The 25467-nt window shown below is 60.1% G+C and carries 27 protein-coding genes; 10 read left to right on the plus strand and 17 right to left on the minus strand.

Translation table 11 applies throughout. The features are described 5' to 3' along the window. Nucleotides 1-129 precede the first annotated feature (129 nt). The 3 genes from WC184_02035 to WC184_02045 all read right to left on the minus strand — a co-directional run bounded on the left by WC184_02035 (nt 130) and on the right by WC184_02045 (nt 1940). Nucleotides 130-678, minus strand: a complete 549-nt coding sequence (locus tag WC184_02035) for a DUF4234 domain-containing protein (protein MFA7476659.1) — start codon at nt 676-678, stop codon at nt 130-132. Between the two features lie 373 nt (nt 679-1051). Then, entirely contained in the window at nt 1052-1204 is a 153-nt protein-coding gene (locus tag WC184_02040; GenBank protein MFA7476660.1) for a hypothetical protein, read from the minus strand. 346 nt (nt 1205-1550) lie between these two features. Beyond that, nucleotides 1551-1940 (minus strand): metalloregulator ArsR/SmtB family transcription factor, encoded by a 390-nt coding sequence (locus WC184_02045; GenBank protein MFA7476661.1) that lies wholly within the window; start codon nt 1938-1940, stop codon nt 1551-1553. A 90-nt stretch (nt 1941-2030) separates the two neighbouring features. On the opposite strand from WC184_02045, the gene arsM reads away from it, so the two are divergent. Genes arsM through WC184_02060 form a run of 3 tightly spaced genes read left to right on the plus strand, consistent with a single transcriptional unit; the run spans nt 2031 to nt 4326 of the window. Continuing rightward, nucleotides 2031-2813: an arsenite methyltransferase gene (gene arsM / locus WC184_02050; GenBank protein MFA7476662.1), complete on the plus strand. Its 783-nt coding sequence runs from the start codon at nt 2031-2033 to the stop codon at nt 2811-2813. 14 nt (nt 2814-2827) lie between these two features. Next, entirely contained in the window at nt 2828-3922 is a 1095-nt protein-coding gene (arsB, locus tag WC184_02055; GenBank protein MFA7476663.1) for an ACR3 family arsenite efflux transporter, read from the plus strand. Next, nucleotides 3919-4326 (plus strand): arsenate reductase ArsC, encoded by a 408-nt coding sequence (locus WC184_02060; protein ID MFA7476664.1) that lies wholly within the window; start codon nt 3919-3921, stop codon nt 4324-4326. The genes arsB and WC184_02060 overlap by 4 nt, the downstream gene beginning before the upstream one ends. A gap of 157 nt (nt 4327-4483) precedes the next feature. On the opposite strand, the gene WC184_02065 is transcribed toward WC184_02060, so the two are convergent. Next, nucleotides 4484-4693, minus strand: a complete 210-nt coding sequence (locus WC184_02065; GenBank protein MFA7476665.1) for a YlcI/YnfO family protein — start codon at nt 4691-4693, stop codon at nt 4484-4486. A 544-nt stretch (nt 4694-5237) separates the two neighbouring features. On the opposite strand from WC184_02065, the gene WC184_02070 reads away from it, so the two are divergent. Continuing rightward, nucleotides 5238-5447, plus strand: coding sequence for a helix-turn-helix domain-containing protein (locus tag WC184_02070; GenBank protein MFA7476666.1), 210 nt, complete (start codon nt 5238-5240; stop codon nt 5445-5447). 145 nt (nt 5448-5592) lie between these two features. Here WC184_02070 and WC184_02075 read toward each other — a convergent pair whose 3' ends face one another. The 6 genes from WC184_02075 to WC184_02100 form a co-directional block, all read right to left on the minus strand. Beyond that, a complete protein-coding gene (locus WC184_02075) occupies nt 5593-6594 on the minus strand; it encodes a hypothetical protein (protein ID MFA7476667.1) in 1002 nt (333 codons plus the stop codon). Next, nucleotides 6573-7061 (minus strand): hypothetical protein, encoded by a 489-nt coding sequence (locus tag WC184_02080; protein MFA7476668.1) that lies wholly within the window; start codon nt 7059-7061, stop codon nt 6573-6575. The genes WC184_02075 and WC184_02080 overlap by 22 nt, the downstream gene beginning before the upstream one ends. Nucleotides 7062-7171: 110 nt before the next feature. Then, nucleotides 7172-7984 carry an exo-alpha-sialidase gene (locus tag WC184_02085; protein MFA7476669.1) on the minus strand — a complete coding sequence of 271 codons (813 nt, stop codon included), beginning with the start codon at nt 7982-7984 and terminating at the stop codon, nt 7172-7174. Between the two features lie 537 nt (nt 7985-8521). Then, a complete protein-coding gene (locus WC184_02090) occupies nt 8522-8974 on the minus strand; it encodes a DUF3703 domain-containing protein (protein ID MFA7476670.1) in 453 nt (150 codons plus the stop codon). Then, nucleotides 8856-10808 carry a cation-translocating P-type ATPase gene (locus WC184_02095; protein ID MFA7476671.1) on the minus strand — a complete coding sequence of 651 codons (1953 nt, stop codon included), beginning with the start codon at nt 10806-10808 and terminating at the stop codon, nt 8856-8858. Before WC184_02095 ends, WC184_02090 begins: the two co-directional genes overlap by 119 nt. After that, nucleotides 10808-11155 (minus strand): metalloregulator ArsR/SmtB family transcription factor, encoded by a 348-nt coding sequence (locus WC184_02100; GenBank protein ID MFA7476672.1) that lies wholly within the window; start codon nt 11153-11155, stop codon nt 10808-10810. Before WC184_02100 ends, WC184_02095 begins: the two co-directional genes overlap by 1 nt. 118 nt (nt 11156-11273) lie before the next feature. On the opposite strand from WC184_02100, the gene WC184_02105 reads away from it, so the two are divergent. Further along, nucleotides 11274-11555 (plus strand): YnfA family protein, encoded by a 282-nt coding sequence (locus WC184_02105; GenBank protein ID MFA7476673.1) that lies wholly within the window; start codon nt 11274-11276, stop codon nt 11553-11555. Between the two features lie 26 nt (nt 11556-11581). Here the strand turns inward: WC184_02105 and WC184_02110 are convergent, their stop codons facing one another. Beyond that, complete coding sequence (locus tag WC184_02110; protein MFA7476674.1) at nt 11582-11923, minus strand: hypothetical protein; 342 nt, start codon at nt 11921-11923, stop codon at nt 11582-11584. A gap of 678 nt (nt 11924-12601) precedes the next feature. On the opposite strand from WC184_02110, the gene WC184_02115 reads away from it, so the two are divergent. After that, entirely contained in the window at nt 12602-12814 is a 213-nt protein-coding gene (locus WC184_02115; GenBank protein MFA7476675.1) for a hypothetical protein, read from the plus strand. Between the two features lie 26 nt (nt 12815-12840). Here the strand turns inward: WC184_02115 and WC184_02120 are convergent, their stop codons facing one another. The 3 genes from WC184_02120 to WC184_02130 form a co-directional block, all read right to left on the minus strand. Further along, nucleotides 12841-13305: a cupredoxin domain-containing protein gene (locus WC184_02120; protein ID MFA7476676.1), complete on the minus strand. Its 465-nt coding sequence runs from the start codon at nt 13303-13305 to the stop codon at nt 12841-12843. 136 nt (nt 13306-13441) lie between these two features. Beyond that, nucleotides 13442-13873, minus strand: a complete 432-nt coding sequence (locus WC184_02125; GenBank protein MFA7476677.1) for a cytochrome c — start codon at nt 13871-13873, stop codon at nt 13442-13444. After that, nucleotides 13870-15969 (minus strand): heavy metal translocating P-type ATPase, encoded by a 2100-nt coding sequence (locus WC184_02130; protein MFA7476678.1) that lies wholly within the window; start codon nt 15967-15969, stop codon nt 13870-13872. Before WC184_02130 ends, WC184_02125 begins: the two co-directional genes overlap by 4 nt. A 138-nt stretch (nt 15970-16107) precedes the next feature. Between WC184_02130 and WC184_02135 the strand changes: the two genes are divergently transcribed. The 3 genes from WC184_02135 to WC184_02145 all read left to right on the plus strand — a co-directional run bounded on the left by WC184_02135 (nt 16108) and on the right by WC184_02145 (nt 21295). Then, complete coding sequence (locus tag WC184_02135; protein ID MFA7476679.1) at nt 16108-16470, plus strand: BlaI/MecI/CopY family transcriptional regulator; 363 nt, start codon at nt 16108-16110, stop codon at nt 16468-16470. Then, nucleotides 16467-17348, plus strand: coding sequence for a M56 family metallopeptidase (locus tag WC184_02140; protein ID MFA7476680.1), 882 nt, complete (start codon nt 16467-16469; stop codon nt 17346-17348). The genes WC184_02135 and WC184_02140 overlap by 4 nt, the downstream gene beginning before the upstream one ends. A gap of 92 nt (nt 17349-17440) precedes the next feature. After that, entirely contained in the window at nt 17441-21295 is a 3855-nt protein-coding gene (locus WC184_02145) for a right-handed parallel beta-helix repeat-containing protein (protein ID MFA7476681.1), read from the plus strand. A gap of 43 nt (nt 21296-21338) precedes the next feature. Here the strand turns inward: WC184_02145 and WC184_02150 are convergent, their stop codons facing one another. Further along, nucleotides 21339-22754, minus strand: coding sequence for an ABC transporter permease subunit (locus WC184_02150; GenBank protein ID MFA7476682.1), 1416 nt, complete (start codon nt 22752-22754; stop codon nt 21339-21341). After that, complete coding sequence (locus tag WC184_02155) at nt 22690-23043, minus strand: hypothetical protein (GenBank protein ID MFA7476683.1); 354 nt, start codon at nt 23041-23043, stop codon at nt 22690-22692. Before WC184_02155 ends, WC184_02150 begins: the two co-directional genes overlap by 65 nt. Nucleotides 23044-23134: 91 nt before the next feature. Between WC184_02155 and WC184_02160 the strand changes: the two genes are divergently transcribed. Further along, nucleotides 23135-24613 carry a glycosyltransferase family 39 protein gene (locus WC184_02160; protein MFA7476684.1) on the plus strand — a complete coding sequence of 493 codons (1479 nt, stop codon included), beginning with the start codon at nt 23135-23137 and terminating at the stop codon, nt 24611-24613. Nucleotides 24614-25008: 395 nt separating this feature from the next. On the opposite strand, the gene WC184_02165 is transcribed toward WC184_02160, so the two are convergent. Then, entirely contained in the window at nt 25009-25455 is a 447-nt protein-coding gene (locus tag WC184_02165; protein MFA7476685.1) for a heavy metal-responsive transcriptional regulator, read from the minus strand. Nucleotides 25456-25467: the final 12 nt, after the last annotated feature.

The raw sequence follows: 25467 nt of genomic DNA on the forward strand, positions 1-25467 counted from the left end.
TCATGGTCCCCCTCTAGAATCATGCTTTAGATTTCTAGACGTTTTAAGCTGACTTAATAGTCAACTTAGGTTATGCCTAGTCTCTTGTGGGTCGATAGTTGTCAGGCACTAGTGGCGTGGTAGGTCAGACTAGGCACGGTGTTCGGTCCATTTTGCACCATCCCAGTATTGTTGTGCTGAGAGGCCGTCCGGAGCTGGATACCAACCGGCGGGGGCACTTGGTTTGACGTTTGTAGCGCTAGCTATACCACTACCTGTCGATGGCATTGATATTTGGTTGTTGCTATATGTTGCTATTGGTTGGCCACCTGCGGACTGCCAAGCCTTGTTGATTTCTGCCTGATAATAAATAACACCAATTGACATTACGTAGTTAAGTAATAGTCCTATCCAGCCGCTGGCGCTTGGGTATAAGCCTCGTTGTTGTTGCAAAGCGTTGATTCTCTGACCAGTGTTATACGAGCTTACTATCGCGGGCACAATAATTAACCCACCAGGGAATATAGCTAAAACTGCTCGCCCCGGATTCACTGGTATACCGTTATCACGCATTTCGCGGTTAATACGGTAATACCAGAATAGAAAATAAATGCCAAGAGTTACGATGCTGAGGAGCCAGGGGGCCCAAGCAGATTGAATTTTGCCGTTTAGGCTCGAGGTATAGTTGGTTGTGCCCACGAATAGAGCTCCATATCTTAAGCTGTGTGAAGTTTGTTGTCCACAAAATAAGTCTTAGTATTGAACTTTGCTCATCATAGCCCAGGTATTCTTTGCGGCTTAGCCTATAGTAGGATTTCTGCTACTGATTTGCCGCTGGTATGTCGTGGCTTGCTTTTCCAGCACCGCTAGAGGGTTCTGAGATTCGTAGGCACGTTTAGGAACTAAGCTCTGCGGGCAACAAGTACTGCTGCTACGAACTCAACCCTCTCGTTATTACTGTGGGTTAGACGAGTGAATTGTTCAACCTGAATGTCTCTTTCCATCTGGTAACCAATTCTTGGACGAGTGGAAACACGATTTTGGCAGTGTGAACTGCTCACAGATTTACTACCTATTGCAGTGATCTGCCTCCACCGTTTTCGTATTTACCACGCCCACGATCTGCTACATGGGCGTAGCGCAGACGTAAGTCCCACGGGCGTTTGGCGGTGATATCGGCCACATGGAAATCACCCCACCAACACGCAAGAGTGCGCTTATTCATCCTTGACATCAAGTCGGGCAGTGACGAACACCCCTAGCAACCGTAAAATCTTGAACGCACGCTCGATTTGTTGGACTGCTGGTCCCAGTTCAAGACGGGTAATGGCCGTGCGTTATATGCCAACATGATCGGCGAGTTCAGCTTGGGTGAAACCCCGGATACAACGCGCTTCGCTGATGGTGCGGCCAATGTCAGCACCCTCCGGCAGCACCAACTCGTATGCGGTCATATTTACACATCAACACAATTCCATCAGTTGTGTAGATTTCTCCACAACTGCTAAACCAGCCACAAGTGGACATATCTCCACTACAAGACATACCGGTATCAGTTCCATTGGCCTGGCTCAAGCGCTGTGTTCCTGCGTCGCCCGAACGAGCCCTCCCAGGTTGGGATCGAGCACACCAGATAGTATTGCCAAGGTTTCGGGCACGATCGCGTAGTAGGCCCACTTGCCCCGTTGCTCGCGCGTAACCAGGCCGGCATTTACGAGCTGCTTCATATGATGTGACACGGTGGGTTGAGACAAACCGACTGGCTCGGTTAGATCGCACACACACGCCTCCCCGCCAGAATGCGCGGCGATCATCGACAACAGCCGCACACGGGTTGGATCGCCCAACGCCTTGAAGACTCGCGCTAGGCGCTGCGCGTTCTCGATGTCCATCACGCCCGAGGTTACCGGCGTACAGCGGCCAGCAGCATCCATTGGTAGTAGAGGGAGTGAAGTCGTCATGATTCCACTCTAGCTCAACATATTGACAAATATCGATGCATCGATAATCATCGATATGATTAAGTTCATCCCACAGGAACGGAACACACCATGACCAAAGTCAATGAACTCCGCGAGCAAGTTCGCCTTCGCTATGCCGAGGCCGCGACAGCGGTTAAGGCTGGCGCCCGCAATGCTGAGCTGATGATCAAAGACTCGACCGACGATTCATCGTGTTGCGGCGAAACCGCAATGGAATGGACCTTCGGAGCTGGCCTATATGACGCAGCGACAACCGCCGGGCTGCCAATTGAGGCGATAGAGGCAAGTTTGGGTTGCGGTAACCCGACCGCGGTGGCCGAGCTACACGAAGGCGAACGAGTTCTCGACCTTGGCTCAGGCGGTGGCATCGATGTGCTGCTTTCCGCCAAGCGCGTCGGTCCTACAGGGTTCGCCTATGGGGTGGACATGACCGACGAAATGCTGAACCTCGCCCGCGAGAATGCCGCCAAAGCCGAAGCCACCAATGTCGAGTTCTTGAAAGGCACCATCGAAGACGTGCCTCTGCCCGATGGCTCCGTGGACGTGGTGATTTCCAACTGTGTCATCAACCTCTCCACCGACAAAGCTGCCGTCCTCGCCGAAATGTTCCGTGTTCTGTCCCCCGGTGGACGTATCGGGGTCTCCGATGTCGTAGCCGAGGACCATCTCACTCCTGACCAGCGGGCAGAGCGCGGCTCATACGTAGGTTGCATTGCCGGTGCGCTCTCCCGATCCGAATTCCTCGACGGTCTGACCGCGGTTGGGTTCACCGAAGCCACCGTAGAGTTCACCCACGAAGCTGCTGATGGTATTCATTCCGCCATCATTCGTGCTGTGAAGCCTGCCGCGTGACCAGAGCGAACGAGATGAGCACGGTAGTGGCGCCGGTCATGGAAAGTGCTCGGCGGTTGTCAACACTCGACCGATGGCTGCCCGCTTGGATCGGGCTCGCAATGGTCGCCGGGGTCCTGCTCGGCCGGTTTGTGCCTACAATTTCTGATCTGCTCACCCGCATGGAAGTCGCCGGTATCTCGGTGCCGATCGCTCTGGGTCTGCTGGTGATGATGTATCCAGTGCTAGCAAAGGTGCGCTATGACAAGGTGGCTGCCATCACCGGTGACAAGAAACTGTTAACTTCCTCGCTCGTGCTTAACTGGCTGGTCGGGCCGGCGGTGATGTTCACTCTGGCCTGGGTATTCCTGGCTGATCTGCCCGAATACCGAACAGGTCTTATCATCGTGGGCTTGGCCCGCTGTATCGCGATGGTAGTGATTTGGAACGACCTCGCCTGCGGTGATCGGGAAGCCACAGCGGTGCTCGTCGCGATCAACTCGATATTCCAAGTCATCGCGTTCTCGTTTCTCGGCTGGTTCTACCTTTCCCTCCTTCCCAGTTGGCTGGGTCTGGACACCCAGGACCTGAACGTCTCCCTCGCTAAAATCACGCTTAATGTCTTGGTTTTCCTCGGAATCCCGCTGGTCGCTGGTTTCGCATCGCGCTGGCTTGGCGAGCACCGGCGCGACCGGGCTTGGTATGAAGATAGCTTCCTCCCGCTAATCGGTCCGTGGGCGCTCTACGGACTGCTTTTCACCATCGTGCTGTTGTTCGCCCTCCAAGGAGACCAGATCATCAGCCGACCTCTCGATGTGGCTCGGATCGCGCTGCCGCTGCTGGTCTACTTCACACTCGTGTGGTTCACCGGCTTGCTCCTCGGTAAAGGCCTCGGCCTCAGCTACGCCCGCTCCACGACGTTGGCGTTTACTGCAGCTGGCAATAACTTCGAGCTTGCCATCGCCGTGGCGATTGGGACCTTCGGCGCTACCTCAGGCCAGGCCCTGGCCGGTGTGGTTGGTCCGCTAATTGAAGTGCCTGTCCTCGTGGCCTTGGTCTACGTCTCACTCTGGGCTGCCCGCCGCTGGTTCCACATCGATCCCTACCAACCTGAAACTACACCACCATGACCACTTCCAAACCGAAACCGACTGTCCTATTTGTTTGTGTCCACAACGCGGGCCGCTCACAAATGGCCGCCGGGCTGCTCGCTCACCTGGCAGGTGATCGGATCGACGTGCGATCTGCCGGGTCTGAGCCCGCCAACCAGCTCAACCCAGCCGTCGTAAACGTGATGCACGAGGTCGGCATCGACATCACCGCCGAGTTCCCCAAGCTGCTCACCACCGACGCAGTGAAGGCCGCTGATGTTGTAATCACGATGGGTTGCGGCGATACCTGCCCTATCTTCCCCGGCAAACGCTACGAAGACTGGCAGCTCGATGACCCCGCTGGCCAGGGCATTGAGGCTGTCCGACCGATCCGGGACGAAATCGAGCGCCGCGTTCGCGAGCTCATCGCCCAACTCACCTGACCCAACCCGCAATCCGCTACGCAACCAACGAAAAGTCCAGGCGTATGCAGTGCACTATCGGCCAGATCAATACGACTGGCTTTAGTCAAAGTCGCCGTATCAATACCGGTGACTTGTTCTGCCAACCAAAGATATTCAGCCAACCCGAGGTAGCGCGTCACCGAGCCAAACGGTCCAGTAATTCTTTATCCCGCTCCAGGAGACGCTTCGCCCGCTCAGTGAAATCCTCGTCAGCCCGCACACGCTCAATCTCAGCCTCCAGTGAATCAACAATCAACCGATTCACACTGGTGCCCCTTACCCGTGCTACCGCCTCAGCATCCTCGGCAAGTTCTTGCGGCAACCGCACCGTCGTCTGCTTAGTCATGACCACATGATACCGCGATAGCGCGAACTGTGTGCGCCGGGAAGCACCAAAGGCGGTGGCAAGGTGACCTGATCCCGTCGATATCGACAAACTCGACATACCCCGATCATTCTTCGACCACCACCCCACAAGCAACGGCCGCACCGAAGTCGGGATCGATCATGCCTATGCCCTGACCAGCTACGCCGTCCAAGGCTCCACCCACCACCTATCCACCAGCCGAATCGACGCCACCACCACCCGAGCCGAAACCTACGTAAACATCACCCGCGGACGTGAAGCCAACCACCTTTACCTCACCCCCACCACCAACCCCTTAGACGGAGAAACACTCCCGAAACTAGCGGCTCCTCCGGCCGACCAGACCGTGACCGAACGCCTTCAACGCTCCACCAACGAAATCACCGCCTGGGAACTCGCCCACCCCACCAACCGGTTCAACGGTCCAGAACCGGGAATTGTGATCGACTTCTGAAAAGTGAAGATCCAGGCTTCCGGGCGGCCTAGTGGCACTAAACGTAACCACTTAGCTCAGGAGATCACCATGTCCCCAACCGAAACCACTGAACCAGCAGTACTCACCATCGAAGAAGCAGCAACACTCCTGCGAATAAGCCGCAACGCCGCCTACGCAGCCGCCCGACAATGGCGAACAACCAACGGCCAAACCGGTCTCCCCTGCATCGAAATCGGCCGAACCCTCCGAGTCCCACGCGCCGACCTCGACCGACTGCTCGGACGACAAGCAGCTTGAGGAGAAGGCCGAGTTCTTTCTGGCTGCTCGATGAACGCGGGAACGTCTTAGCCGTCACCCGGAACTGGGCTTCAATCGGGTCACTTGCTAGTGGGCGCACAGGCCAGCATATTCACTCTGTCGGTGGTGCTGTTCGGTCGCTTCTTCAGCCGACGAGCTCGGCCACCGCCGCACCGACGGCGGCCTGGTTGGCGACGTTGTCCCACCGCTGGACCACGGTGCCGGAGCCGTCGATGAGAAAGACCCACGGTTCGGCCGCGCCGACGCCCTCTTCGGGATAGATCCACTCGGCGGCGCTAGCGTTCAGGACGTTGCCCTCGAAGTCCTTCCAGACCTCGATGTGCACGAAGTTGGCCTGGTCGCCGAACTCGTCGGCAAGGGCTTGCACGCTGTCTGTAATGGGTCCGCAGAACCGGCTGACGCAGAACACGGGCGTCGAGACGACTATGAGCGTTGGTCTGCCGGTTGCGATGGCGTCGGCGACGGTCAGGCGGTGCAGCTCGGGATCGGGCACTGTCCCGTCGTCCTCGGCACGCGAGTCGACTGCCGTAGCTGGCGCACCAGGGGCGCCGGGCAGCAGGTTCACAGTGCGAGGAGCAGGGTCCCCGGCCTTGACGATCTGGTGCTCGGCGCTCACTTCGAAGGCCGCGTCGAACTCGACGTCAACGTCATTGATCGTGGCGTGGACGGTAACGCCCCAGAACCCGGGCTCGTCGAAGCGCACCTCGGTTGCCTCGTAGACACCGACGCCCTCATCCCCGGTGCGCAACCTCGGCCCTTCGCCGGCGGGTGGTGCGGTGCCTCCGGCGACGGGGACGAACGACGCGGTGACGTCGTCGATCGCAGGCTCTTCGGTGGGGCTGGCCTCGCCTGGATCGGCTCCGAAATACGTGAAGTCGAGCGTCACCTCGCCACCTACGATTGTCCCCCCGTCGGTGCCAATCAGACCCACAAGGAATCGTTGGGGGCCGGCGGCCGCAACGTCGTAGCTCGCAACTTGCGCCCCGTAAGCGGCCGACAGGTCGTTCGCCGCGGAGGTGTCGGCGGTCTCGTCGTCGGAGGCGCCTCCGCACGCGGACAATGCGATAGCGATCACGGCGAGCAGACCGGCGATCTTGGTGGAGGTCAGGGCGTCTCCTGTTCGCATACGGGCGTTGAAGAACCGGCGGTAGTGGCGCGAGCGGCATCCGTGGCCGCGACGAGAACCCGCAAGTCCTCGGCGATCGTCGCGATCGGAGTCGAGTCGTCGGCCAGGTCGCTCTCCACGGCTTCCTTGGCCCGCAGTAGCTCGGCTGCGACGCCGCGGTCGATCTGCACTGCTTCATCAGCGAGTACGTGCAGGGGGCCGTGATCGAAGGCGGACCGAGCCACATCGACGTTGCCAGCAAGGGCCGCGTCGAGTGCAACGCACATCGACCCATAGTCCGGTTCCGTCGACTGGGTGGCGGTCGACTCGACCGGAGGCGCGACCCGCTCGCTGCTGTCCCCGATACCGCAAGCGCCGACGAGGACTCCGATGGTGATCGCTACTACCTGGAACGTTCGAGCGCGGCGCAGTCGCCCACCTTGTGTCGTGGGTATCCAGTCAGCTTGCACGTAGGTGCGATGATTCATCTGCCCTCTCACCGGCGACCCGGTTCCGTTGAGACCAGCATCCGTCGAGTCTCGTCACCGAACCGCTGCGCCGTCGATTCGGGGCGCTGCGTCGGAGGTAGAGGCCAGGCTCACTGCTGCCCGTCCCGGTAGCGGAGATCCCAGCTTCGGCCGTCGTCGGTGGAGCGGTAGATGCCGGTCACCTGCGCGTTGTCGTGCGCCGCTGCATACATGCCGTCGGGCGTGGCAAGCAGGGCTTGGGGTTGGCCCGGCAGAAGGCCGACGCGCTCCCAGTGACCGTCGGTGTGGCTCCAGATGCCGCCACGCTCGTCGGCTCCCCACAGGCCGGCGTGGGCATCCCAGCTGACAGCGAGAAACGGCGGCCCGTCGGTGTCGTTCCAGGTTCGTCCGCCGTCGGTCGAAGCGACCGAACCGTCCGGTGTGGCGCCCACCAGGTGGTCCGGATCCTTCGGGTCGACGGCAAAGTCGTACATGGCCAGCGTCGAGCGGGTCTCCCATTCCTCGCTATCCGCAGAGACCATGAACCGGCCCGTGCCGGAGTCCCAGCCATATACCAGGTCGTGAGCGAAGGCTAGGCCATGGAAGTCGACCTCGCCGCTTAGCGAGATGCTGGCCCAAGTAGCACCCCCGTCGGTGGACTCGATCAATCCGAGCTGACCGGGCTGACCAGCCTGCATCCCGGCAAAATCGGGATGACCCGAACCGAGGAAGTGATCGGGGCCAGCGACGGTGAACCCCATCGTGTCCTGAAGGGAGTTGCCGATCCGTTCAGCGTCATCGCCGTCTGAGGGAATGCGGAACGACCCATAGTGGGTGGCGACGATGAGCGATCCATCAGCGGGGTTGATACCGAGGCCATGAACGTGGGCAACACCAGGGTCGACAGTCACTCCATCTCGCTGATCCGATTCGTCGTTCGCCAACTGCGTGACGCCCCAGGCGGCGACGGGAACAAGGACAACAGCTCCGATTAGGAGTGCGAGCCGCTCTCGTCGTAGCTGGCTCCAGGTCGACGGTCGCCGACGGATCTGTGGGCTCATCGGGATCCTCCTGTAGGGCCTTGTCTAAAATGACAAGGTAGCCGATCTCGGCGCGAAGCTGGTCGAGCTCCCCGGCGGGTGACCATCGCGGCGATCCGTTCGCCCAACGGGGGATCGCTTCGCAACCTAGTCGCGAAGGGCCGCGCCGACAGAAAGGCCGGCGACGACGGTCGGGACGCCGGCGCTCGGGCAGTACAGGCAGATCGCCATCCGGAGCAAACGACGTCAAGGTTGGCGGGATCGCGGCCGCATTGGCTACCTCGAAGGGTCGCCAGCGCGTAGCTTGAGGTCCCGGCAGCAGCAGTCCGGGTAGGTCCGGCATGGTCGGGTGATTACGCCTCGCTTCACGAGGCATCCGCATTCAGCGCACAAAATTTCCATTCGGACCTCCGGGTGTCCTTCGGTGGGTGACGTTGGGCGCTAGCGCCCCAGCTGGGCCAGGTCCGGCGGGACATCGGTGGTCTCGCGTAGTCCCATGGCGGTCGTGCCGATGTTCCCTCGGGGGTATCGGCCGGTGAGCGAGCCGGGACCAGCGAAGACGATGCGGAGCACTTGTCCGAGCGTCTCTTGTCGGTTCCGGTCGGCGATAGCTCGACGGAGCATGGCCAGGTGCACGCGGGTGTGGAGCACGGCGTAGGGCTGGGACACGATGTGGGCCCGTTCGAGAGCGATCCACGGATCGGTGGAGGTTCGAACAGACGCGAGCTCGGCCTGTACCCACGTACGGGTCGCAGCGTCGGCGCGGCGGGGTCGTTCAGGCATTGGCATGCTCCATCGTGGGTCTGTAAGCCGGGTGTTCGCCTGCGGTTGGGGCGGCGACAGGGCGGCGGGCGCGCAGGCCATTGGCAATGACGGCGATCTCGGCCACCTCATGGAGGGCGACCACCGCTCCGAGCCCGAGCCATCCCAGCGCGGCGACGGGAATGAGGATGGCGATGATCGAGCCGGACAACACGAGGTTCTGCACCATGATCGTCCGGGTGCGCCGGGCGTGTTCGAACAGCGGCGGCAGGTGGCCGAGGTTGTCGCCCATGATCGCGACGTCGGCGGCTTCGATCGCTACGTCGGTCCCTGCGGCACCCATCGCTATGCCGACGGCAGCCGACGCCAGGGCCGGAGCGTCGTTGATGCCGTCTCCGACCATCGCGACCGGGCCGTGTTCGCTGAGCCTCGTGATCTGTTCGACCTTGCCTTGCGGGAGGAGACCGGCAGCGACGTCATCGATCTGTGCCTCTCGGGCGATGGCCGATGCGGTCGTCTCGTTGTCGCCGGTGAGCATCGCCAAGGCCATGCCCGCCGATCGCAGTGATGCGACCACGGCGGTGGCTTCGGGGCGGAGCTCGTCGCGTACCGCGAGCGCTCCGATGGTCTCGCCCTCAGCTTCAACGAGCACGACAGTCGCTCCTGCGGCTTGGAGCCGAGCCACATCGTCGATGAGCGTCGTCGCAGCAATGTAGCCAGGCTTGCCAACCCGCACCCGCTCCCCGTTGACCGTGCCCTCGAGGCCGTGGCCGACGATTGTCACGACATCCCATACCGGTGGCACCGTGACGCTGGCGTCTCGTGCCGCGGTGGTGATGGCGGCGGCCAGCGGGTGGTTGCTCTGCGCTTCAAGAGCGGCCGCAGCCCCGAGGACGTCGTCGGGGCTGGATCCGGCGGCGGTGACCGTCTCGATGACGACTGGTTGGTTCCGGGTCAGGGTGCCGGTCTTGTCGAGCGCGACGACCTGCACGGCCGCCAACGCTTCGAGGGCGGCGCCGCCTTTGATGACGAGTCCGGCCCTGGTGGCGGAGCCCACTGAAGCGAACACGGTGACTGGCACCGCGATGGCGAACGCGCACGGCGACGCCGCCACCAGCACGACGAGTGAACGTTCGAACCACAATCCCGGATCACCCACCAGCGCGCCGATCATCGCGACCGCGGCCGCGATGCCGATGATGGCGGGGACGAGCGGCGCAGCGATCCGATCTGCCAGGCGTTGTGCGTTCCCCTTGCGGTCCTGGGCCTCCTCGACGGCACGAACGATGCGCGACAGGGTGCTGTCAGCGACGGGTGCCGTCGCCGACACGACAAGCAGGCCGCCGCCATTAACGCTGCCCGCGAGCACATCATCGCCGATGTCCACCTCGACAGGGATCGCCTCCCCGGTGACCGCCGAAACGTCGAGAGAGGAGCTGCCCTCCACCACCCGGCCGTCGGTCGGGAGGCGGTCCCCCGTTCGCAGGACGAGCACATCCCCCGAAACGATCTCGCCCACCGGTACCTGTGCCGTGTCGTGCCCATGTCGGACGGTGGCGGTGTCGGGCACCAACGCGAGTACGGCGCGCAGTCCCCGTCGTGACTTGGCCACCGCCCACTCCTCGAGCGCCTCAGAGATCGAGAACAAGAACGCCAGGGCGGCGGCTTCACCGAGCTGGCCGAGCGCAGTCGCTCCAATGGCGGCAACCGTCATCAACAAGCCAACACCGAGGCGCCGTCGAGCGAGGGCAGCGAGAGCGGCAGGGACGAACGTGGCGCCGCCTACCACGAGAGCCGCGATGAAGGCGCCATCAGCCAAAGCTTCGAGATCGTTCAGACCGGCGATGACACCGACCAGCCAGGCCAGCGCAGCGATGAGCGCAGCTGGCGTCCGCCACTGCACCGCCAGCGCACCATCCTCCTCAGACACCGACGACGGCGGGCCCGCACAACAGGCGTCGGCCATTACCGGTCACCCATCATCGGGGCGTCGCACAGACTCACCCGCTGTCCGTTCTCAGCGAGTAGGCGCTCAGACGCCCGAATCAGCTCGACGACCTCGGGCTGCGCGATGGAATAGAAGACCTGTCGGCGCTCCCCCGGTCGATCGACCACCAGCCCGCAGCCCTTCAGACAAGCAAGGTGGTTCGACACGTTGGGCTGGGACGTGCCCACGACGTCCACGATCGAGCGCACCGGGAGCTCACCATCGAGCAGAGCCAACAGGATTGACAGGCGAGTGGGATCACTGAGCCCATGGAAGAGGCGGGCTACCACCTCCACCTCACTTGTCTCGACAGCCATCGTCTTCATTTGATCATCATAGTCCACTGATGACATCAGCGTATTAAGATCTTACAGCCGGGCCAGGTTAGCTGCCGACCGTGCTCGCAAAAGGACATCACCGGTTCTCCGTTCCTAAGGTTGAGCCGTGCCCGTCGCTCGTTCCCTCGCCCTGTTCGCCCTCGCTGCGCTTGCCGAGATTGGGGGCGCATGGCTGATCTGGCAGGGCATCCGCGAAGACCGCGGCGTCGCCTGGATCGGTGCTGGTGTGGCGGCGCTCGGCACCTACGGGTTCGTCGCCACCTTGCAGGACGACGCCAACTTCGGTCGGATCCTGGCCGCATATGGCGGTATCTTCGTCGCCGGCTCGCTCGCATGGGGCGCGGCTGTGGACGGGTTCCGACCCGAGTCCGTGCGCGCTCCAGCCTGATCGACAGCGGCGCAGGGCACGCTGGGTCAGGACGCGAATCGACTGTGACCTGGTCGAATCGAGTCGGGCAGCTTCCCGAGCGCTCCGTTAGCTAGCGGCAGGACGTACACGACGACGCCCAGGATGTCGGGGTCGAGCTGCCTGGCCAGGCGATGGTGTGCGGGCCGGTGGATGGCCTTCGACAGGGGTGAGGTCTTGCCGATCGGCTCGCGATGGCTCGCTCGGAGACCGAGTTGGAGCTCCAGATCCATACGGCAGACGGTTACGGGACCACCAGAAGTTAGCTGGTCAAGTCGAAGCCCTTTTTCGAGGTGAAACGCTTCGTGGGCTACTGCTTTACGCCTGGGGTTGGTCCGTGGTTTCCACAATCGCTCTATACGCAGCTATCGCGGCGGCCGTCGGCTTTGTTGTCATGTTGATAGTGACAATTGGGGATTTTGTAGCTGATCCAAGACTGGCGGCCGAACAACGCTAGTCAGACCCTTGTGCGGGTAGCTGTCCGGGTCCTTGATACGACCCGCCGCCGAGTTCGGCAAGAAACCATGAGCCATCGGGCCCGCATGGCGATTCGCTGGATCGGACCCCAAAACTATTGATGGATTTCATGGACCGGCTCGCTGCTGAGCGAGGAGGCGCAGGCATGGACCGTTGAGATCATCCAATGATGATTAGATCGTGCTTAACAATTCGATGAACGTCCTCGGCGCTTGGGTCGATGATGACGATGAACTGCGGAGATGGCTCAAGCCCCATCTCCAAGGGATCACTGATGACCCTCACAAGTCAATCGCGTCCAACGCCCGGAAAGCCGTCGCAGCAGCCCGATTCCTGCCGGTAGGACCCAGTGGCTGTCGAGATCCCTCGCGGCTCTTGTCGGTTGACCGTACACGCCCAACTCCAAAGACACTCATTACTGGTACCCGTTTAGGTGATGACCCACTACGATCAACTACAAGTTGTCGTATGTCGTTTCGGCTTAATTACACTTCGTATCGATGCTTCAGGTGTACCTCGCTCAGAGATTGGTGATTACTGTGAACCGGAAGATGATCGCAGCGATAGCACTGTGTTGCATCGTGCCCATGGGCCTCATCGTGGTGATGACCTCGATAATTGGCGTTACGTTCGGCTGGGCCAGCGCCTTAACCCTTGGCCTCATAGCGGCCGGCGTCTGCGCAGCCATGATGATTCAGCATATGGGGCACGCCGGAGACGAGGGCAAGGAGGTCCGGGCCACTTCGAAAGTAGACACTGAGTAGTTCGGATGTCCGAGGGAACTAAACGACTACTCTGGTGCTTCTACGATCAGGGTTCCTTCCATACCCGCTTCCCGGTGACCAGCAACGGTGCAGTAGAAGGTGTACTCACCCGGGGCCTCGGCCCGAAGGCCGCCTTCAGCGATCTCGCCTCGATCGGCGGCGACGTGCACGTTGATCTCATCAATGGTGAAGTCATGGAGCAGATCGTCGGAGCTCAACACGATGGCGACGTCTTCACCAACGTTGACGGTGATCTCGTCGGGGTCGAATACGAATGAGGTGGCGTTCACCTCGACCCGCCGGGCCCCGTCTACTACTGGGCTCGACTCGCTGTGGTCGTGCTCCATGTCGTCACTATCCATGTTTTCGGACATGGCCCCCACGGGTTGGTCCCTGGCTGAGGAATCGTCATCACCGCAGGCGGTAAGGACGAGACTCAGGGACAGTGCGGAACCCAAAATAGCAATCAAGGGGCGGTAGAAGCGGTTCATTGATCTCTCCATAAAATACTACGCAGTGTAGTAGATAGTAGGTGGCTACTCATCACGGGTCAAGGCGCCCAACAAAGCCCTGATTCCCCCTTTCGGTCGCCCATGTCATTGGCGGGGGCCGATTCCCGGTGGTGGGTTATTGGGGTGGGTAGGGTTCGTACCCGTGGGTTTCTTGTTGTTGGCGGATGTAGGAGATCACGGCGTCAATCTCGTTGTCGTCGAGTCCCGGCACCGGCGACATGTCACCAAAACCCCAGTGGTGCGCGGGGGAGCCGTTCTTGATCGCCGAGACAAACGCGATATCGGGGTGGTGGCCCGGTTCATACACTTGGGACAGAAGGGGAGGCCCGTCGTTGGTGCCGCGCAGGTCAGTGCCGTGGCATGACGCGCACGCATCTTGGTAGACCGCTTCGCCTTGCTCGGTTACTCCGTCGCTCGAAGTCGCTGAACTGTCACTGCTGCACCCGGCCAGAAACAGACCCAGGACCAGGGCAAGGATGGCCAGTAGGTGCGGACCGAACCGGCCCTTGGCCCCTACGGTGCCAGCAGTAATGACGGGGGTAGTCATCGAGTCGTCTTTCGTTCGCGGTTGGTTGGTTTGGTCGCCTCAAGATCCCTGGCAGTACTGAGATCGTCGTCATGGTCGGGTTGGAGATCAATTCGGCGGAGAAGTTGGGCGTTTAAGGCGACCACGATGGTGGAGATACTCATCAAGATGGCCGCAAGAGCCGGGGGCATGGTGATGCCAGCCCATTGCAGAGCGCCCGCGGCGAGGGGGATGGCGAGCACGTTGTAGCCCGCAGCCCAGGCCAAGTTTTGTAGTGATTTGCGGTAGGCGGCTTGGGAGAGGCGAATGATGGAGGTGACACTGCGGGGGTCGTCGCTGACCAGGATCAGCCCGGCGGATTCGATAGCGACATCGGTACCGGCCCCGATGGCGATGCCGACGTCGGCTTGGGCGAGAGCGGGGGCGTCGTTGACTCCGTCACCAACCATGGCGACCCGCAGGCCCCGGCCCTGCAGCTCCGCTACTTTGGCGGCTTTGTCTTCGGGGAGCACTTCGGAGAAGACTTCGTCGATACCGAGGTCGGCGGCGACGGCGTCGGCGACTTGGTGGGCGTCGCCGGTGATCATGACCACGTGGTGTCCGGTGGCGTGGAGTTGCTCCACGGCTTGGCGGGCCTCGGGCCGGATCTCGTCTTCGACGGCCACCGCCCCGAGGACAGTGTCGGGGTTGGAGAGATACAGGACCGATGATCCCCGGTCTTTCCACTCCTCGATAGTGGAGGCGATTTCGTTGGGTACGGCGAGGTCACGTTCGGCGAGTAGCGCTGGACCGCCCACCGCATAGATAGTGCCGTCGATGGTGGCTTCGACGCCTCGGCCGGTTAGGGAACGAAATTCGGTTGCCGAAGCGACACCTGAATGATCATTAGCGGCGTTGACAATGGCCCGCGCTAGTGGGTGTTCACTGTCGGCTTCAACACCACCGGCAAGCCGCAGCACCTCACTGTCGGTATGGCCGTCGGCAGCGGCTACTGCAACAACAACATGTTCCCCTTTGGTGAGGGTGCCCGTCTTGTCGAAGAGTACGGCGTCGAGGCTACGGCTGGCTTCTAGCGCAAGCCGGTCTTTGATCAAAATACCGTTGCTAGCGGCGATAGAGCTCGATAAGGATGTGGTTAGGGGAATGGCGAGACCTAAGGCATGAGGACAGGAGATAACAAGCACGGTCACTACCCGCACCACCGCCTCGTTAGTTTCTCCGAGCAGCACCCACACAATGGCGGTGATGATGGCGGCGCCGAGCGCTACATAAAACAACAGGGCCGCCGCCCGATCGGCTAAGGCCTGGGTACGGGACTTTGATTCCTGGGCCTCAGCCACCAATCGGCTAATTCCAGCAAGCGCGGTGTCTTCTCCAATAGCGGTTACCTTGACCCGCACGGCAGAGTCGGTTGATACCGAACCAGCCACCACCGAATCCCCAGATGATTTGGGCACCGGCTGCGATTCGCCGGTGATCATCGATTCATCTAGTTCCGCTTCGCCCTCAACAATGCTGCCATCAGCAGGAATCCGACTGCCTGAGCGCACCAGCACCACATCACCGGCTTGTAGCTCTCCTACCGAGATGGTTTCGGTCGTGCCGTCAGGGCCAATCCGCTCCGCCTCATCGGGCAACAGCTCGGCTAGAGCACCTAGGGCGTCTTGGGCGGCACCGAGGGCTTTCATTTCTTGCCAATGGCCCAACAACATGACGGTGATGAGCGCCCCGAGCTCCCACCAAAAGTCCAGGTCAAACCAACCTAGAGACGTGGCCATAGAGGCCATGTAGGCCACGGTGATCGCCATGGCGATCAACAGCATCATCCCGGGTTGACGGTCTTTGGCTTCCTGTGCTCCGCCGGAGAGGAACGGCCAGCCGCCCCACATAAACAACAATGTGCCCAGTACCGGCCCGACTAGACCTATCCCAACAAAGTCGAGTTCGTAGCCGAACCAGTCCATGACCATGCGGCTGGTAACCACCAGTGGAACGGTAATTAATAAGCTCCACCAAAACATCCGACGAAACATCTCGGCATGGTCACCGTGTCCACCATGGCCACCGTGATCGCCGTGTCCACCATGGTCTCCATGGTTAGAACCTGTATGTTCCATAGCGAAACCCTCCGAACCCAGCTGGCCGCGTCGTCTCTTGACCAGATCAGAACATGCTACACCTTGTCGTAACATATCTGCTTCTACAGTCCGTCGTAATAAGCTAAGCTTGGTTGCGATCACACGATGGAGGTCTAGGTGAGGAAGCGTCGCCCCATGGGGTCACTAGAAGCTGAGATTCTGGAGTGCCTGTGGCGAAGCGATAAACCCATGAACCCCCGAGAAGTGCGAGAGGCGCTTGATGACGACAACCTTGCCTACACCACGGTTATGACAATCCTGACCCGGCTGTGGCGCAAAGGCTTGGCCGTACGCTCGAAACAGGGGCGCGCTTTTTCCTACACCGCCGCCATTGCCGAAGCCGACTACACGGCAAAAAAGATGCAAGCGATGTTGGCAGCGGCGACGGACCCCCAAGCAGCTATGAGCCGTTTTGTAGACGGCCTCGACCCGCGAGAGACAAGCGCTCTGCGCAAAGCACTAAAAGAGCTTGAGCGGTGAACTACGCCCTGGCCACTGGTCTACTGCTGGTAGCCGGTGGCGTCAGTGGAATTTTGGTTCCGAGGGTGTTGGGACCAGCTGGCACGACCAGGTTCATGACGGGAATTATCGTTGTCACCGGTATCGCCACTGCCTGTGGGGCTCTGATGACCGCAACAATTGCTCTACCCAAGCTACACGACCTAGTTGATCGCGTCGGGTGGTGTCCCTCACCTCACCCTGTTGGGCATGCTGTGCCGGTTGAAGTAGCTACTATCGCTGCTGTTTTCTTGGCAGTTTCGGTTTTCCGTGGGTACCGGTATCTCCGTTCCATGTACCGTCACCACGCTACGTTCGCTGGTATTAACGGTATTAAAATAATTGTCACCGACGAACCAATAGCTATCGCGATTCCCGGTCGACCCGGCGGTGTGGTCATCGGATCGAAACTCATGCGCGCCCTCAACTGCGAAGAACAGTCCGCTCTCTTGGCCCACGAACAAGCCCACCTCCGGTTGAACCACCACCGTTATGTTCACCTTACCGGGCTTATAGCGGCGATGTTTCCGCTGCTGGTACCCCTCGCCCGCCAAGTGCGTTACATGACCGAACGGTGGGCAGATGAGACAGCTGCCAAACAAGTTGGTTCAAGAACCCTGGTCGCTCGAACCATCGCCAAAGTCGCTCTCATGTCCCCAACAGCACCCCGAACACTGGCTTTGACGTTCATCGGTTTCAATACCAGCTCACGCGTGAATGCACTCCTGGAATCTCCGAGCACAAACCGGCGGCTGGCAATCGCTGCAGTAGTAGTAAGCGCAGTCTTGGCAACACTGGTTGGTACTTCCGTCGGGTTGGGTCACATAACGCAAGCCGTCTTCTTTTTGTGCCACGCATAACAACCCAAATAACCGTGGGTAACCACGGGTACAGCTAACCTGCCCATTGGCCGTTCGCGCTCTGTTCGCGCCCCTTGTAGTACGTTACAACAATGCCTCAAACACCTATGACGGATGAGCACTCGGCACCGAAACGTCGACGACGGGTGACTCTCGCCATGGCCCTGGTCGCGGTTGTGGCCATGTTCAGCGCTCTGCTCGATATTTTTCCGCCGGAACCGGATGCGGTGGCGGCCGACCCGAACAGCCGAATATTCTACGAAAATTCCGGGTGGCACATCTCGCCCAACCCCGAAGATAACCACGGCGACCACTTTGCTTTGCTGGTAGGCAAACAGCTGAGACCCCACGTCCTTCACATAAAAGTACCGAAACGTGAACCGTTCGATGGGCTGACCACCACTTGGGTGAAATTTTACGATTTGTCTCGAGAGGTAACAATAAGCGGCCCTCCTGGTGCGGCCATTAACACCGAGGGCGGCACCATCCACGTCCGCTGTGAAACCTCGACCAACTGGTTTTGCCCTGCGCCCGATGGCTATTCGGTGACAGTTCAATGGAGCGTCACCGCTGAACGGCGAGATTGTGCCGAGGACCTGACACGGCCATACGGGACGATATGCCCCCGCACGACATTTACTGGGGCTGCTACCCGCACCTACATCGAAAATCCTAATACCACAACCACCACTACCACGCTCGCCGAGGGACCAACAGCCGAGTTCTCATGGGCGTTGTCAGAAACAACACCTCGCCTGGTGAACTTCACTAACACCTCAACCACCGTCGAAGAGCGACCTCTCAGCTACCAGTGGACTTTTGAGGACGGGGCCACCTCAACCTTAGAGAACCCCGAACACGTTTTCTCTAAGGCTGGCACCTTCCCAGTGACCCTGGTGGTGACCGATAGCCAGGACCAAACCGACGCTTACACAACCGAGGTGGTAATCCCCACCAGTTTGGTGGTGAACTCAATCGGCGACGCTTCCGCCACCGATGTTGAGGTGAGCGGTTGTGACACCGGCGCTACCGTCGAAGGTGAACCGGAATGCACGTTGCGGGCCGCGATCGAGACGGCCAACGCCGAAGGTGGCGGGGAGATCACCTTCAATATTACCGGTGGAGGCGTGCCCAAGATCACACCCGGAACGGCCTTACCCGATCTAACATCGCCGATCACTGTGAATGGAACCACCCAGCCCGGCGGGTTTGTCAGCTTGGACGGGGGTTCACTTGCTCATGGCCTTCGCCTTGCGGGCGCGTCCTCCACCGTTAAAGGCCTGGTGTTTCAGGGAGACCGCAACGGAATTACTATCGATGGCGGCTCCGACCACGTGGTGGAAGGCAACCGATTCGGATGGCACCCCGGAACTAAGACCATCACATCTATGGGCTTCGCGGTCGGGGCTATTGACGCTACAAACACCCGTATTGCCAACAACATAATTCACTGCACCGGGGGTGATTGCCTGCAGGTGATAGGGGGATCTGGGTGGCAAATCGCGGACAACAACTTTGGTGTTAATGACACTGGAGTGGGCCTGACTGGGACCAACTTCGGCGTCCTTGCCATCAATGCCAACGCCCAAATCGTCAACAACGTGTTCAACACCAGCAGCAGAGCAATCACCCTAATCGGTAAAGACTCGGGCGGTTCCAGCATCGACTCCAACCTGATTGGGGTTTCTCGGCAAGGCCAGCTCCTATTCAGTGCCAAAGAGGCCATCCGCGTTGATGCCGCACCCGGAGTGACGGTGACTAACAACGTCGTGAACAGTAATGTCGGCCCAGCAATAGCTGTGACCGGTTCCCCACAGAGTGAACTCGATAACGGGAATATCTATGGGCTGAGCCCCGATGATGAAGTACCGGGGCCGGTCACCGGCGGTGGTACGGTTATCACTAACAACCGAATCGGGGTCCGCTCTGATGGCAACACACGGTTCTCCGGGCAGTCGGTCGACGGGATCTTTGTGTGGGCAGGGGCGTCGAATGTGCGCATCGATGGCAACATCATCGGCAACCAACAACGCTCCGGAGTCGTGATCCGAGGCGGATCCGGCCACCAAGTACTGGGTAACAGCATCGGTACAAACGCGTCGGGATCAGAAAACTTCCAATCCCCGTTCGGTATTCGGATTGAAGACGCCACCAACGTAAACATTGGCTCGGCGGGACAACCCAACGTGGTTCACGCCAAGGAAGCTGCGGTCAACCTGGCTGGGAACACGAGCGGGTCAAAGGTAGCTGGCAACGAACTGGTCACGACCAACATTGGTATTGGTACCGAAGCCTCTGTGGACGACGGGGATGAAGGCAACCCCTCGGGAGCGGCCTCGACCTCGAATCTGACCATCGATGGCAACACCGTCGAAGTCGCTATGAGTAGCGGCTCGAACGAGGTTGACGGCGATAGCGTTGCTATTAGCCTTATGGGCCCCACCACCGGTGCTGTGGTTGAAAACAACACGACCACCGGCGGCGATACCGGGGTGATCATCGGCGAAGAATCCGAGGGCACCAAGGTGGCCACCAACACCATCCTGGGCGCTAAACGAGGGATCCTCAACACTGGTGCCGGCACCACAATCGACTCGAACCGTATTGGGATTAGCCGTAGTGGGACCGTCAACGGTAGCCCTCTGGCGGGGTTGGCGTTAGATGCCGATGCCACCGTTAACAACAACGTGATCGTTGGTAGCGGCAACTTCGGCATCATTGTTGGTTCCGACGCCATTGGGCAGCTCAAAGGCAACCGTATATACAACACCACCGGAATACCCATCAAAACAGGGTCTGGACCCCAGGCGCCCCGAATCACCGCAGCCATACGTGCCTACAGCGGGGACACCGACCGTACGGTGTTGGTAGTCACAGACCTCCCCGCAGACGGTGGAACCGTTGAAGTATTCGCCAACGACAGTTGTGCGGATCCCGAAGCGCACTACGCCCTTTGGGTGACTGCCCCGGTTAAAGCGGGCCGTGACTATGTGGTGATTCCCTTAGTTGACCGTGGGGACCGTGATGCGTTCACCGTGACCTACACCCATCCGGTGAAAGGTACCTCAGCTCTGTCTAACTGCGAGGCCCGATCGGTCTATCCCGATAGCGATGGTGACGGTACCTTCGACCCCATTGAAGACCTCGTCGGCACCGCTGGCGATCCGCAGAGTGCTGTGGTAGTTACCGACAGCGGTGACCTCTTTTTGTTGGCAGCCAGTGACGGGCGATTGAGGAATGTTGCCGCCGTCGACGACCCTGCCCCCGGTCAACACCCCGGTGATTTCACTTTGCCCCACGGTGCCGTGGGCTTTGAGGTTCGCGACCTTGAACCGGGTGCCAGCACCGAGGTGGCCATGCTCACACTCGACGGCCAATCACCCATCCTTGGTGACTCATATTGGAAATACGGCCCGTCCAACCCCGGAGCCGCACCCAGTTGGTACCGGTTTGATTTTGACGAAGTTGCCGGTACTGGAGCCACCCTCGAAACACGCGACGTACCGGGGGTTGGGTACAGCCGGGTGTGGAACCTCAACCTCACCGACGGTGCCCGCGGCGACTCCGACGGGGCTGCTAACGGCACCATCACCGACCCAGGTGGTCCGGGTATTACGGTAAGTGCTCCCCCACCGCCCAGCCCGCCTTCAACCGTCGTCGACGATCCGCTAGTGCCGCCCACGGTGCCCGATGACCCAGCAGCGGACCCCGACAACTCAGGGGACTCGGATGACTCGGTGGCCCCTGACAACGGTGCTATTGAAGTTGCTGATAAGTCCGCTGAGAATGATCCTGGGGCTAAGGGCACCGAGTCCACCACCCAAGTAGACCGCCTGCCTGTTACTGGCTCCAATACAGGGTTGTTGCTGGCCTTGGGAGTATCCCTCATTATTGCTGGCCTCGCCTCGGCTGCCATCACCCGCCGTTGGTACCGGCTTGGAAGCTAGAAGTTGAGCTGCGTGTGCCGTATTAACGATGCCACGCACTGTTTTAGCCGTGTCGTAGGTCGCGGCGGTCGAACAACACGATCGCCGCTACTACGAATACTGTGGAAAAACCGGTAAAAAGACTTACTGATACCCAGTCGAGACCATTATTGAGGGGGTTGTTGCCTAGGTACCAGTGAAACGGTGACAACCATTTCCAGCCCTCCAGGTTTTGAGCCACCGCCAAGATTGAGTTGATCGCATATGCGGCGCTGAACGCCCCAATGGTGCCGATGGTGGCGCCATGCACACTTCCGGTTGCTGCGCCGATAGCCAAGGCCAAAGTGCCAAACATGAGGCCAAGCAGGGTGACCTGCAAGGATGCGGCACCAATGTGGGCTATCGACATGTCGAGTTGTCCGAGGAGCGAGCCTCCAGCAACACCAGCAAAGATGATGATACCGACGGTTGTGGTATGGGCGGCCAGTGCCACAAGTTTTTCAAGGACTACCCGGCGACGGGTTAGGGGGTTAGCAAGAAGGAGCCCCATGGTGCGGGCATGTTCCTCGCCTCCAAGAGCTCGGGCCCCTACTGCCGAGGCCACCAGTGCGACCGCGATTGGTGCCATTAGGCTGAAGGTCTCAACTTGGTACCAGCCTTGAGGGGTCGATATGTCGCCGCCGCCGAATATGGCAAGCAGGTTCTCGGGCAGGTCGGCGGCGAGGCTAGCGAGCGTGTCTTCCATGGCGGTGTACATGGGGCCCATCATCAACCCCATCAGGGTGAACATTACAAACCCAACAACCAGCACCAACGCCTTCCCCTCGGCGGCTGTTTTCGCCCAGATGCTGCCCACACGAGCGCTACCCGACAACCGGTTCACAAGTCGGGCGGCATGTTCATCGCGCCGCAGCCGATCAACGATGTTAACCATCATGTTGTGGGTGCCAGTAGAGCTAGATCGATCGCGGGTTTCAATCCCCCACCACGCCACACCAAACAAGATAACGATCAACCCCGCCTGCAACGTGAGATAGGTGAGGTTGATTCCGTTGTTGAGCGGGTCGTGGCCGTCAAACCAGTACCACGGCAACACCTTGGCCAGATCGGCCAGCGAGTTAACCAACGGCAGTAGCCCAACTAGAAAATAGCTCACCACCATTGCTCCGGTAGAAACCGCGACGGCAAGGGAACGGTTCCCGCTAGCCGCGCCAACCGCTGTAGCGATCGCACCCCATATCACAGCGTTAAACAGCAGATGGAGGCTAACTGCCAGCAGGTTTGACGCTCCGATGTTGACATTTAGGATTGCCGGGGCGAGATACGACCCTCCAAGGGTCAACACCGCGCCGCTGGCGACCAGGACCGACATGGCGGAGCTTTTAGCCATCAGCAAGTGACGGCGCGACCGGGGGTTAGCTAGCAGCAGCCCTATCGTGCCGTCGGCTTCCTCCCCAGCGGCGCAGCAGTGGATGCGCACCAACGCCCATCGCTTCGGGTTCGTCGAGGATGTGCCAAGGGAACCGTGGCACTGGACGTACCGCCCTGCCTGAGCGATCAACGCTGCGCAGTAAAGCCACGGCACACGAGGTCATCGCGCTCTGGGGCAACGGCTTGAGCCCGTTGGAAACTTGTTTTTGCCAAGGTTGAGCACCAACGGTTATCTCGACAGAAACTACGCTGGGACAAAGTCGTGCACGGTTGAGGCCCAATCGAGCGGTGGATGCTTCTACCGATGCAGGATCGCAGTGGCGCTCTACCTCGCCCATCCGAGGGTTCGTGTCCCATGGGGACCCAAGCCTGTGGAGTCGATAACGTTAGCGCCAATTAATCGTAATCTATTCTGGGTAAGAAGAACCTATGACCAGCCCTGGAGCCGTTGCCGCTCGGTGGGGCGTGTTTGTGGTCGCAGGGATTCATCTTGGCATCGGGCTGTGGCTGATCAACCGTCTGAGCCTCTGGGGCGATGAAGCTTTCTCAGCGCAGACAGTCCACCTACCCCTCGGTGCGCTGCTCTCAATGGTCACCCACATCGACATCAACATGTCGGCCTATTACCTGATGCTCAAAGCTTGGACGTCGATATTTGGGCACAGCGAGGTGGCTCTGCGTCTGCCATCACTGCTTATGACGACCGCGACCATCTTCATAGCTGCCCGGCTAGTGACTCGCTGGTTTGGGCCATTACCGGGCTTAATCTGTGCCCTTGCGGTGGGAATGTCGCCTTATTTTCTCACTATTGGTCTGACCGCGCGCCCCTTCGCCATGCTGGGATTGCTGTATGTGCTGACGGTGGCGTGCTTTGTTCGTGCTCTTGGCCAGAGTTCCTTAGCACCTTGGCTAGTGCTTGTTGTGGTCGATGTATTAGCCCTTTACACATCGCTTCTGGCTATCCTATTTATCGCTGCCCAAGTCGGATATCTCGTCTTGGTCGATCGTCGCTTCTATCGAATCCACGTGGTGGCCGGTGTGATGTTGGCTCTCGGCATGATTCCGACCTGGCTGTACCTCGCCCCAACTAACACCCTCAACTGGTTGACCGAGAGCGATATACCCCAGGTGTTCGCCAATATCATTGGCGATCGTTCTGGCCTTGTTTTCGGTGTACTTGTGCTAGCCGGGCTCCTGTTTCGGCCCAGCGCCTCGGGAGACACCCTAATTAGCCATCCGAGAAGCGACCTGCTCCTGCCCGGGTTCGTGGTTCTTCAATTAGCGGTGATGGTGGCTTTGTTGCCTAAGCAAACGCTGTTCATACCGCCTTACCTTGTGACTGTCCTCATTGCGGCAGCGATGTTGGCAGGAGCCGTTGTCGTTACCTTTCGACCCACGCTTGCATGGCTCACAGCCAGCACATTAATTGCATCATTGTTTCTCGGTTTTTCCCTAAATCTCGAGGCTCAACCTGGTCTAGAAAATCAGAACTGGCGTTCCACGACAGCGTTTCTAGACGCGTCCGTTCAACCCTCTGACACCGTGGTTTTCCCCAACACCTTCTACCGGGTCGCCGCCGAGCACTACGGGCACCATGGAGGATATATGGACGTTGGTTCTCCGGCCCTGCCCGCCAGTCCATGGTTCTCACAAACCCCTTACGAGTACGACCGGCTGAAACGCACTGGTTACTACCTCGACGCTGACCGCTTCGCTGACGGACTCGCGGGAAGAGAACGAGTGTGGGCCGTGGGACCAGACGACAACTTCATGGCGCTGGCCACTTCAGCATTGACTGATGCCGGCTGGGCACTGGTCGATAGCCACAACTTCACCGGCCTAACCACCAGACTGTTCATCCATGAGGTGACCAAATTTCCCGAACATTTGGATATGTCGGCGTCTTAATGCAACTACAGCACGATCCATCCGTTCACCCGAGGAATGAGCCGGACGCCGCGGGGAGAGCGAACAGTTCCTCAACCTCGCCACCTACGTGTTTATGGAGATGGGTTATGCCGGCGATGTCGAGCGTGGAGCGGGCGTTCTGTCGCAGTGCACCGTGGGGAAGCTTCACCGGCCGGGTAGTGCTGCCGTGGCCCTCGGCGACACCGAGTTGCGCGGCCAAGTACTTGAGATGGGCTCCGGCCCCGGAGCGAACGGCCGAGCACTGCTCGAGCGACACGGCACCTTCGAGTTGACCGCAAGGGACCTCGACCCGCTGACAGTTCCGCTCCAACGGGACACTGCTGTCGCCAGCGCGACCTCGCCGATCGCGCCGCCTACTGGGACGCGCTTCGGTGTTACTCCGGCCCGGTATCGCCCACCGGCACTTCAGGGTGGGCTGAGGAGTCGGAGGCCTGCGGTCGGAGAATCGTGCAGTAGCCGTCGCAGTCGGCCGGGTCCTGGTCGGCGGCGCGCTTGGCCAGCCGGTCAAGCAGAGACCGGGTGTCCTTGAGCTCGCGTATCCGGTGGTCGACCTCGGTGAGGTGTTGGTGGATGAGATCGGTGACGTGTCCGCAGGCGGGTTCGCCAGTGTCGGAGATCGCAAGTACCCGTCGGATCTCAGCGAGGGTCAGCCCGGCGGTCTGCGCGTGGCGGATGAAGCTCAGCCGGTCCAGGGCGTTTGGGTCGTAGTCGCGGTAGCCAGACGGCGTGCGAACCGGGTCGGCGAGGAGTCCCTCCGCTTCCCAGAAGCGGATGGTCTTGGCGGTGACGCCGCTCTGGGCAGCGAGTTCCCCGATGAACATTCTCTCGACCCC

This window comes from Acidimicrobiia bacterium, from assembly GCA_041676705.1.
Taxonomy (GTDB): Bacteria; Actinomycetota; Acidimicrobiia; order Acidimicrobiales; family SKKL01; genus Actinomarinicola.

What these genes read in the sequence shown, in the direction of transcription:
- WC184_02060 (MFA7476664.1), top strand. Translation starts at nt 3,919, where the DNA reads ATGACCACTTCCAAACCGAAACCGACTGTCCTATTTGTTTGTGTCCAC.
- WC184_02155 (MFA7476683.1), bottom strand. Translation starts at nt 23,043, where the DNA reads ATGGGCGAGGTAGAGCGCCACTGCGATCCTGCATCGGTAGAAGCATCC.
- WC184_02130 (MFA7476678.1), bottom strand. Translation starts at nt 15,969, where the DNA reads ATGGAACATACAGGTTCTAACCATGGAGACCATGGTGGACACGGCGAT.
- WC184_02070 (MFA7476666.1), top strand. Translation starts at nt 5,238, where the DNA reads ATGTCCCCAACCGAAACCACTGAACCAGCAGTACTCACCATCGAAGAA.
- WC184_02100 (MFA7476672.1), bottom strand. Translation starts at nt 11,155, where the DNA reads ATGAAGACGATGGCTGTCGAGACAAGTGAGGTGGAGGTGGTAGCCCGC.
- WC184_02095 (MFA7476671.1), bottom strand. Translation starts at nt 10,808, where the DNA reads ATGGCCGACGCCTGTTGTGCGGGCCCGCCGTCGTCGGTGTCTGAGGAG.
- WC184_02120 (MFA7476676.1), bottom strand. Translation starts at nt 13,305, where the DNA reads ATGAACCGCTTCTACCGCCCCTTGATTGCTATTTTGGGTTCCGCACTG.
- WC184_02115 (MFA7476675.1), top strand. Translation starts at nt 12,602, where the DNA reads ATGATCGCAGCGATAGCACTGTGTTGCATCGTGCCCATGGGCCTCATC.
- arsB (MFA7476663.1), top strand. Translation starts at nt 2,828, where the DNA reads ATGAGCACGGTAGTGGCGCCGGTCATGGAAAGTGCTCGGCGGTTGTCA.
- WC184_02075 (MFA7476667.1), bottom strand. Translation starts at nt 6,594, where the DNA reads ATGCGAACAGGAGACGCCCTGACCTCCACCAAGATCGCCGGTCTGCTC.
- WC184_02045 (MFA7476661.1), bottom strand. Translation starts at nt 1,940, where the DNA reads ATGACGACTTCACTCCCTCTACTACCAATGGATGCTGCTGGCCGCTGT.
- WC184_02125 (MFA7476677.1), bottom strand. Translation starts at nt 13,873, where the DNA reads ATGACTACCCCCGTCATTACTGCTGGCACCGTAGGGGCCAAGGGCCGG.
- WC184_02080 (MFA7476668.1), bottom strand. Translation starts at nt 7,061, where the DNA reads ATGAATCATCGCACCTACGTGCAAGCTGACTGGATACCCACGACACAA.
- WC184_02145 (MFA7476681.1), top strand. Translation starts at nt 17,441, where the DNA reads ATGCCTCAAACACCTATGACGGATGAGCACTCGGCACCGAAACGTCGA.
- WC184_02065 (MFA7476665.1), bottom strand. Translation starts at nt 4,693, where the DNA reads ATGACTAAGCAGACGACGGTGCGGTTGCCGCAAGAACTTGCCGAGGAT.
- WC184_02040 (MFA7476660.1), bottom strand. Translation starts at nt 1,204, where the DNA reads ATGAATAAGCGCACTCTTGCGTGTTGGTGGGGTGATTTCCATGTGGCC.
- WC184_02160 (MFA7476684.1), top strand. Translation starts at nt 23,135, where the DNA reads ATGACCAGCCCTGGAGCCGTTGCCGCTCGGTGGGGCGTGTTTGTGGTC.
- arsM (MFA7476662.1), top strand. Translation starts at nt 2,031, where the DNA reads ATGACCAAAGTCAATGAACTCCGCGAGCAAGTTCGCCTTCGCTATGCC.
- WC184_02090 (MFA7476670.1), bottom strand. Translation starts at nt 8,974, where the DNA reads ATGAGGTGGCCGAGATCGCCGTCATTGCCAATGGCCTGCGCGCCCGCC.
- WC184_02165 (MFA7476685.1), bottom strand. Translation starts at nt 25,455, where the DNA reads ATGTTCATCGGGGAACTCGCTGCCCAGAGCGGCGTCACCGCCAAGACC.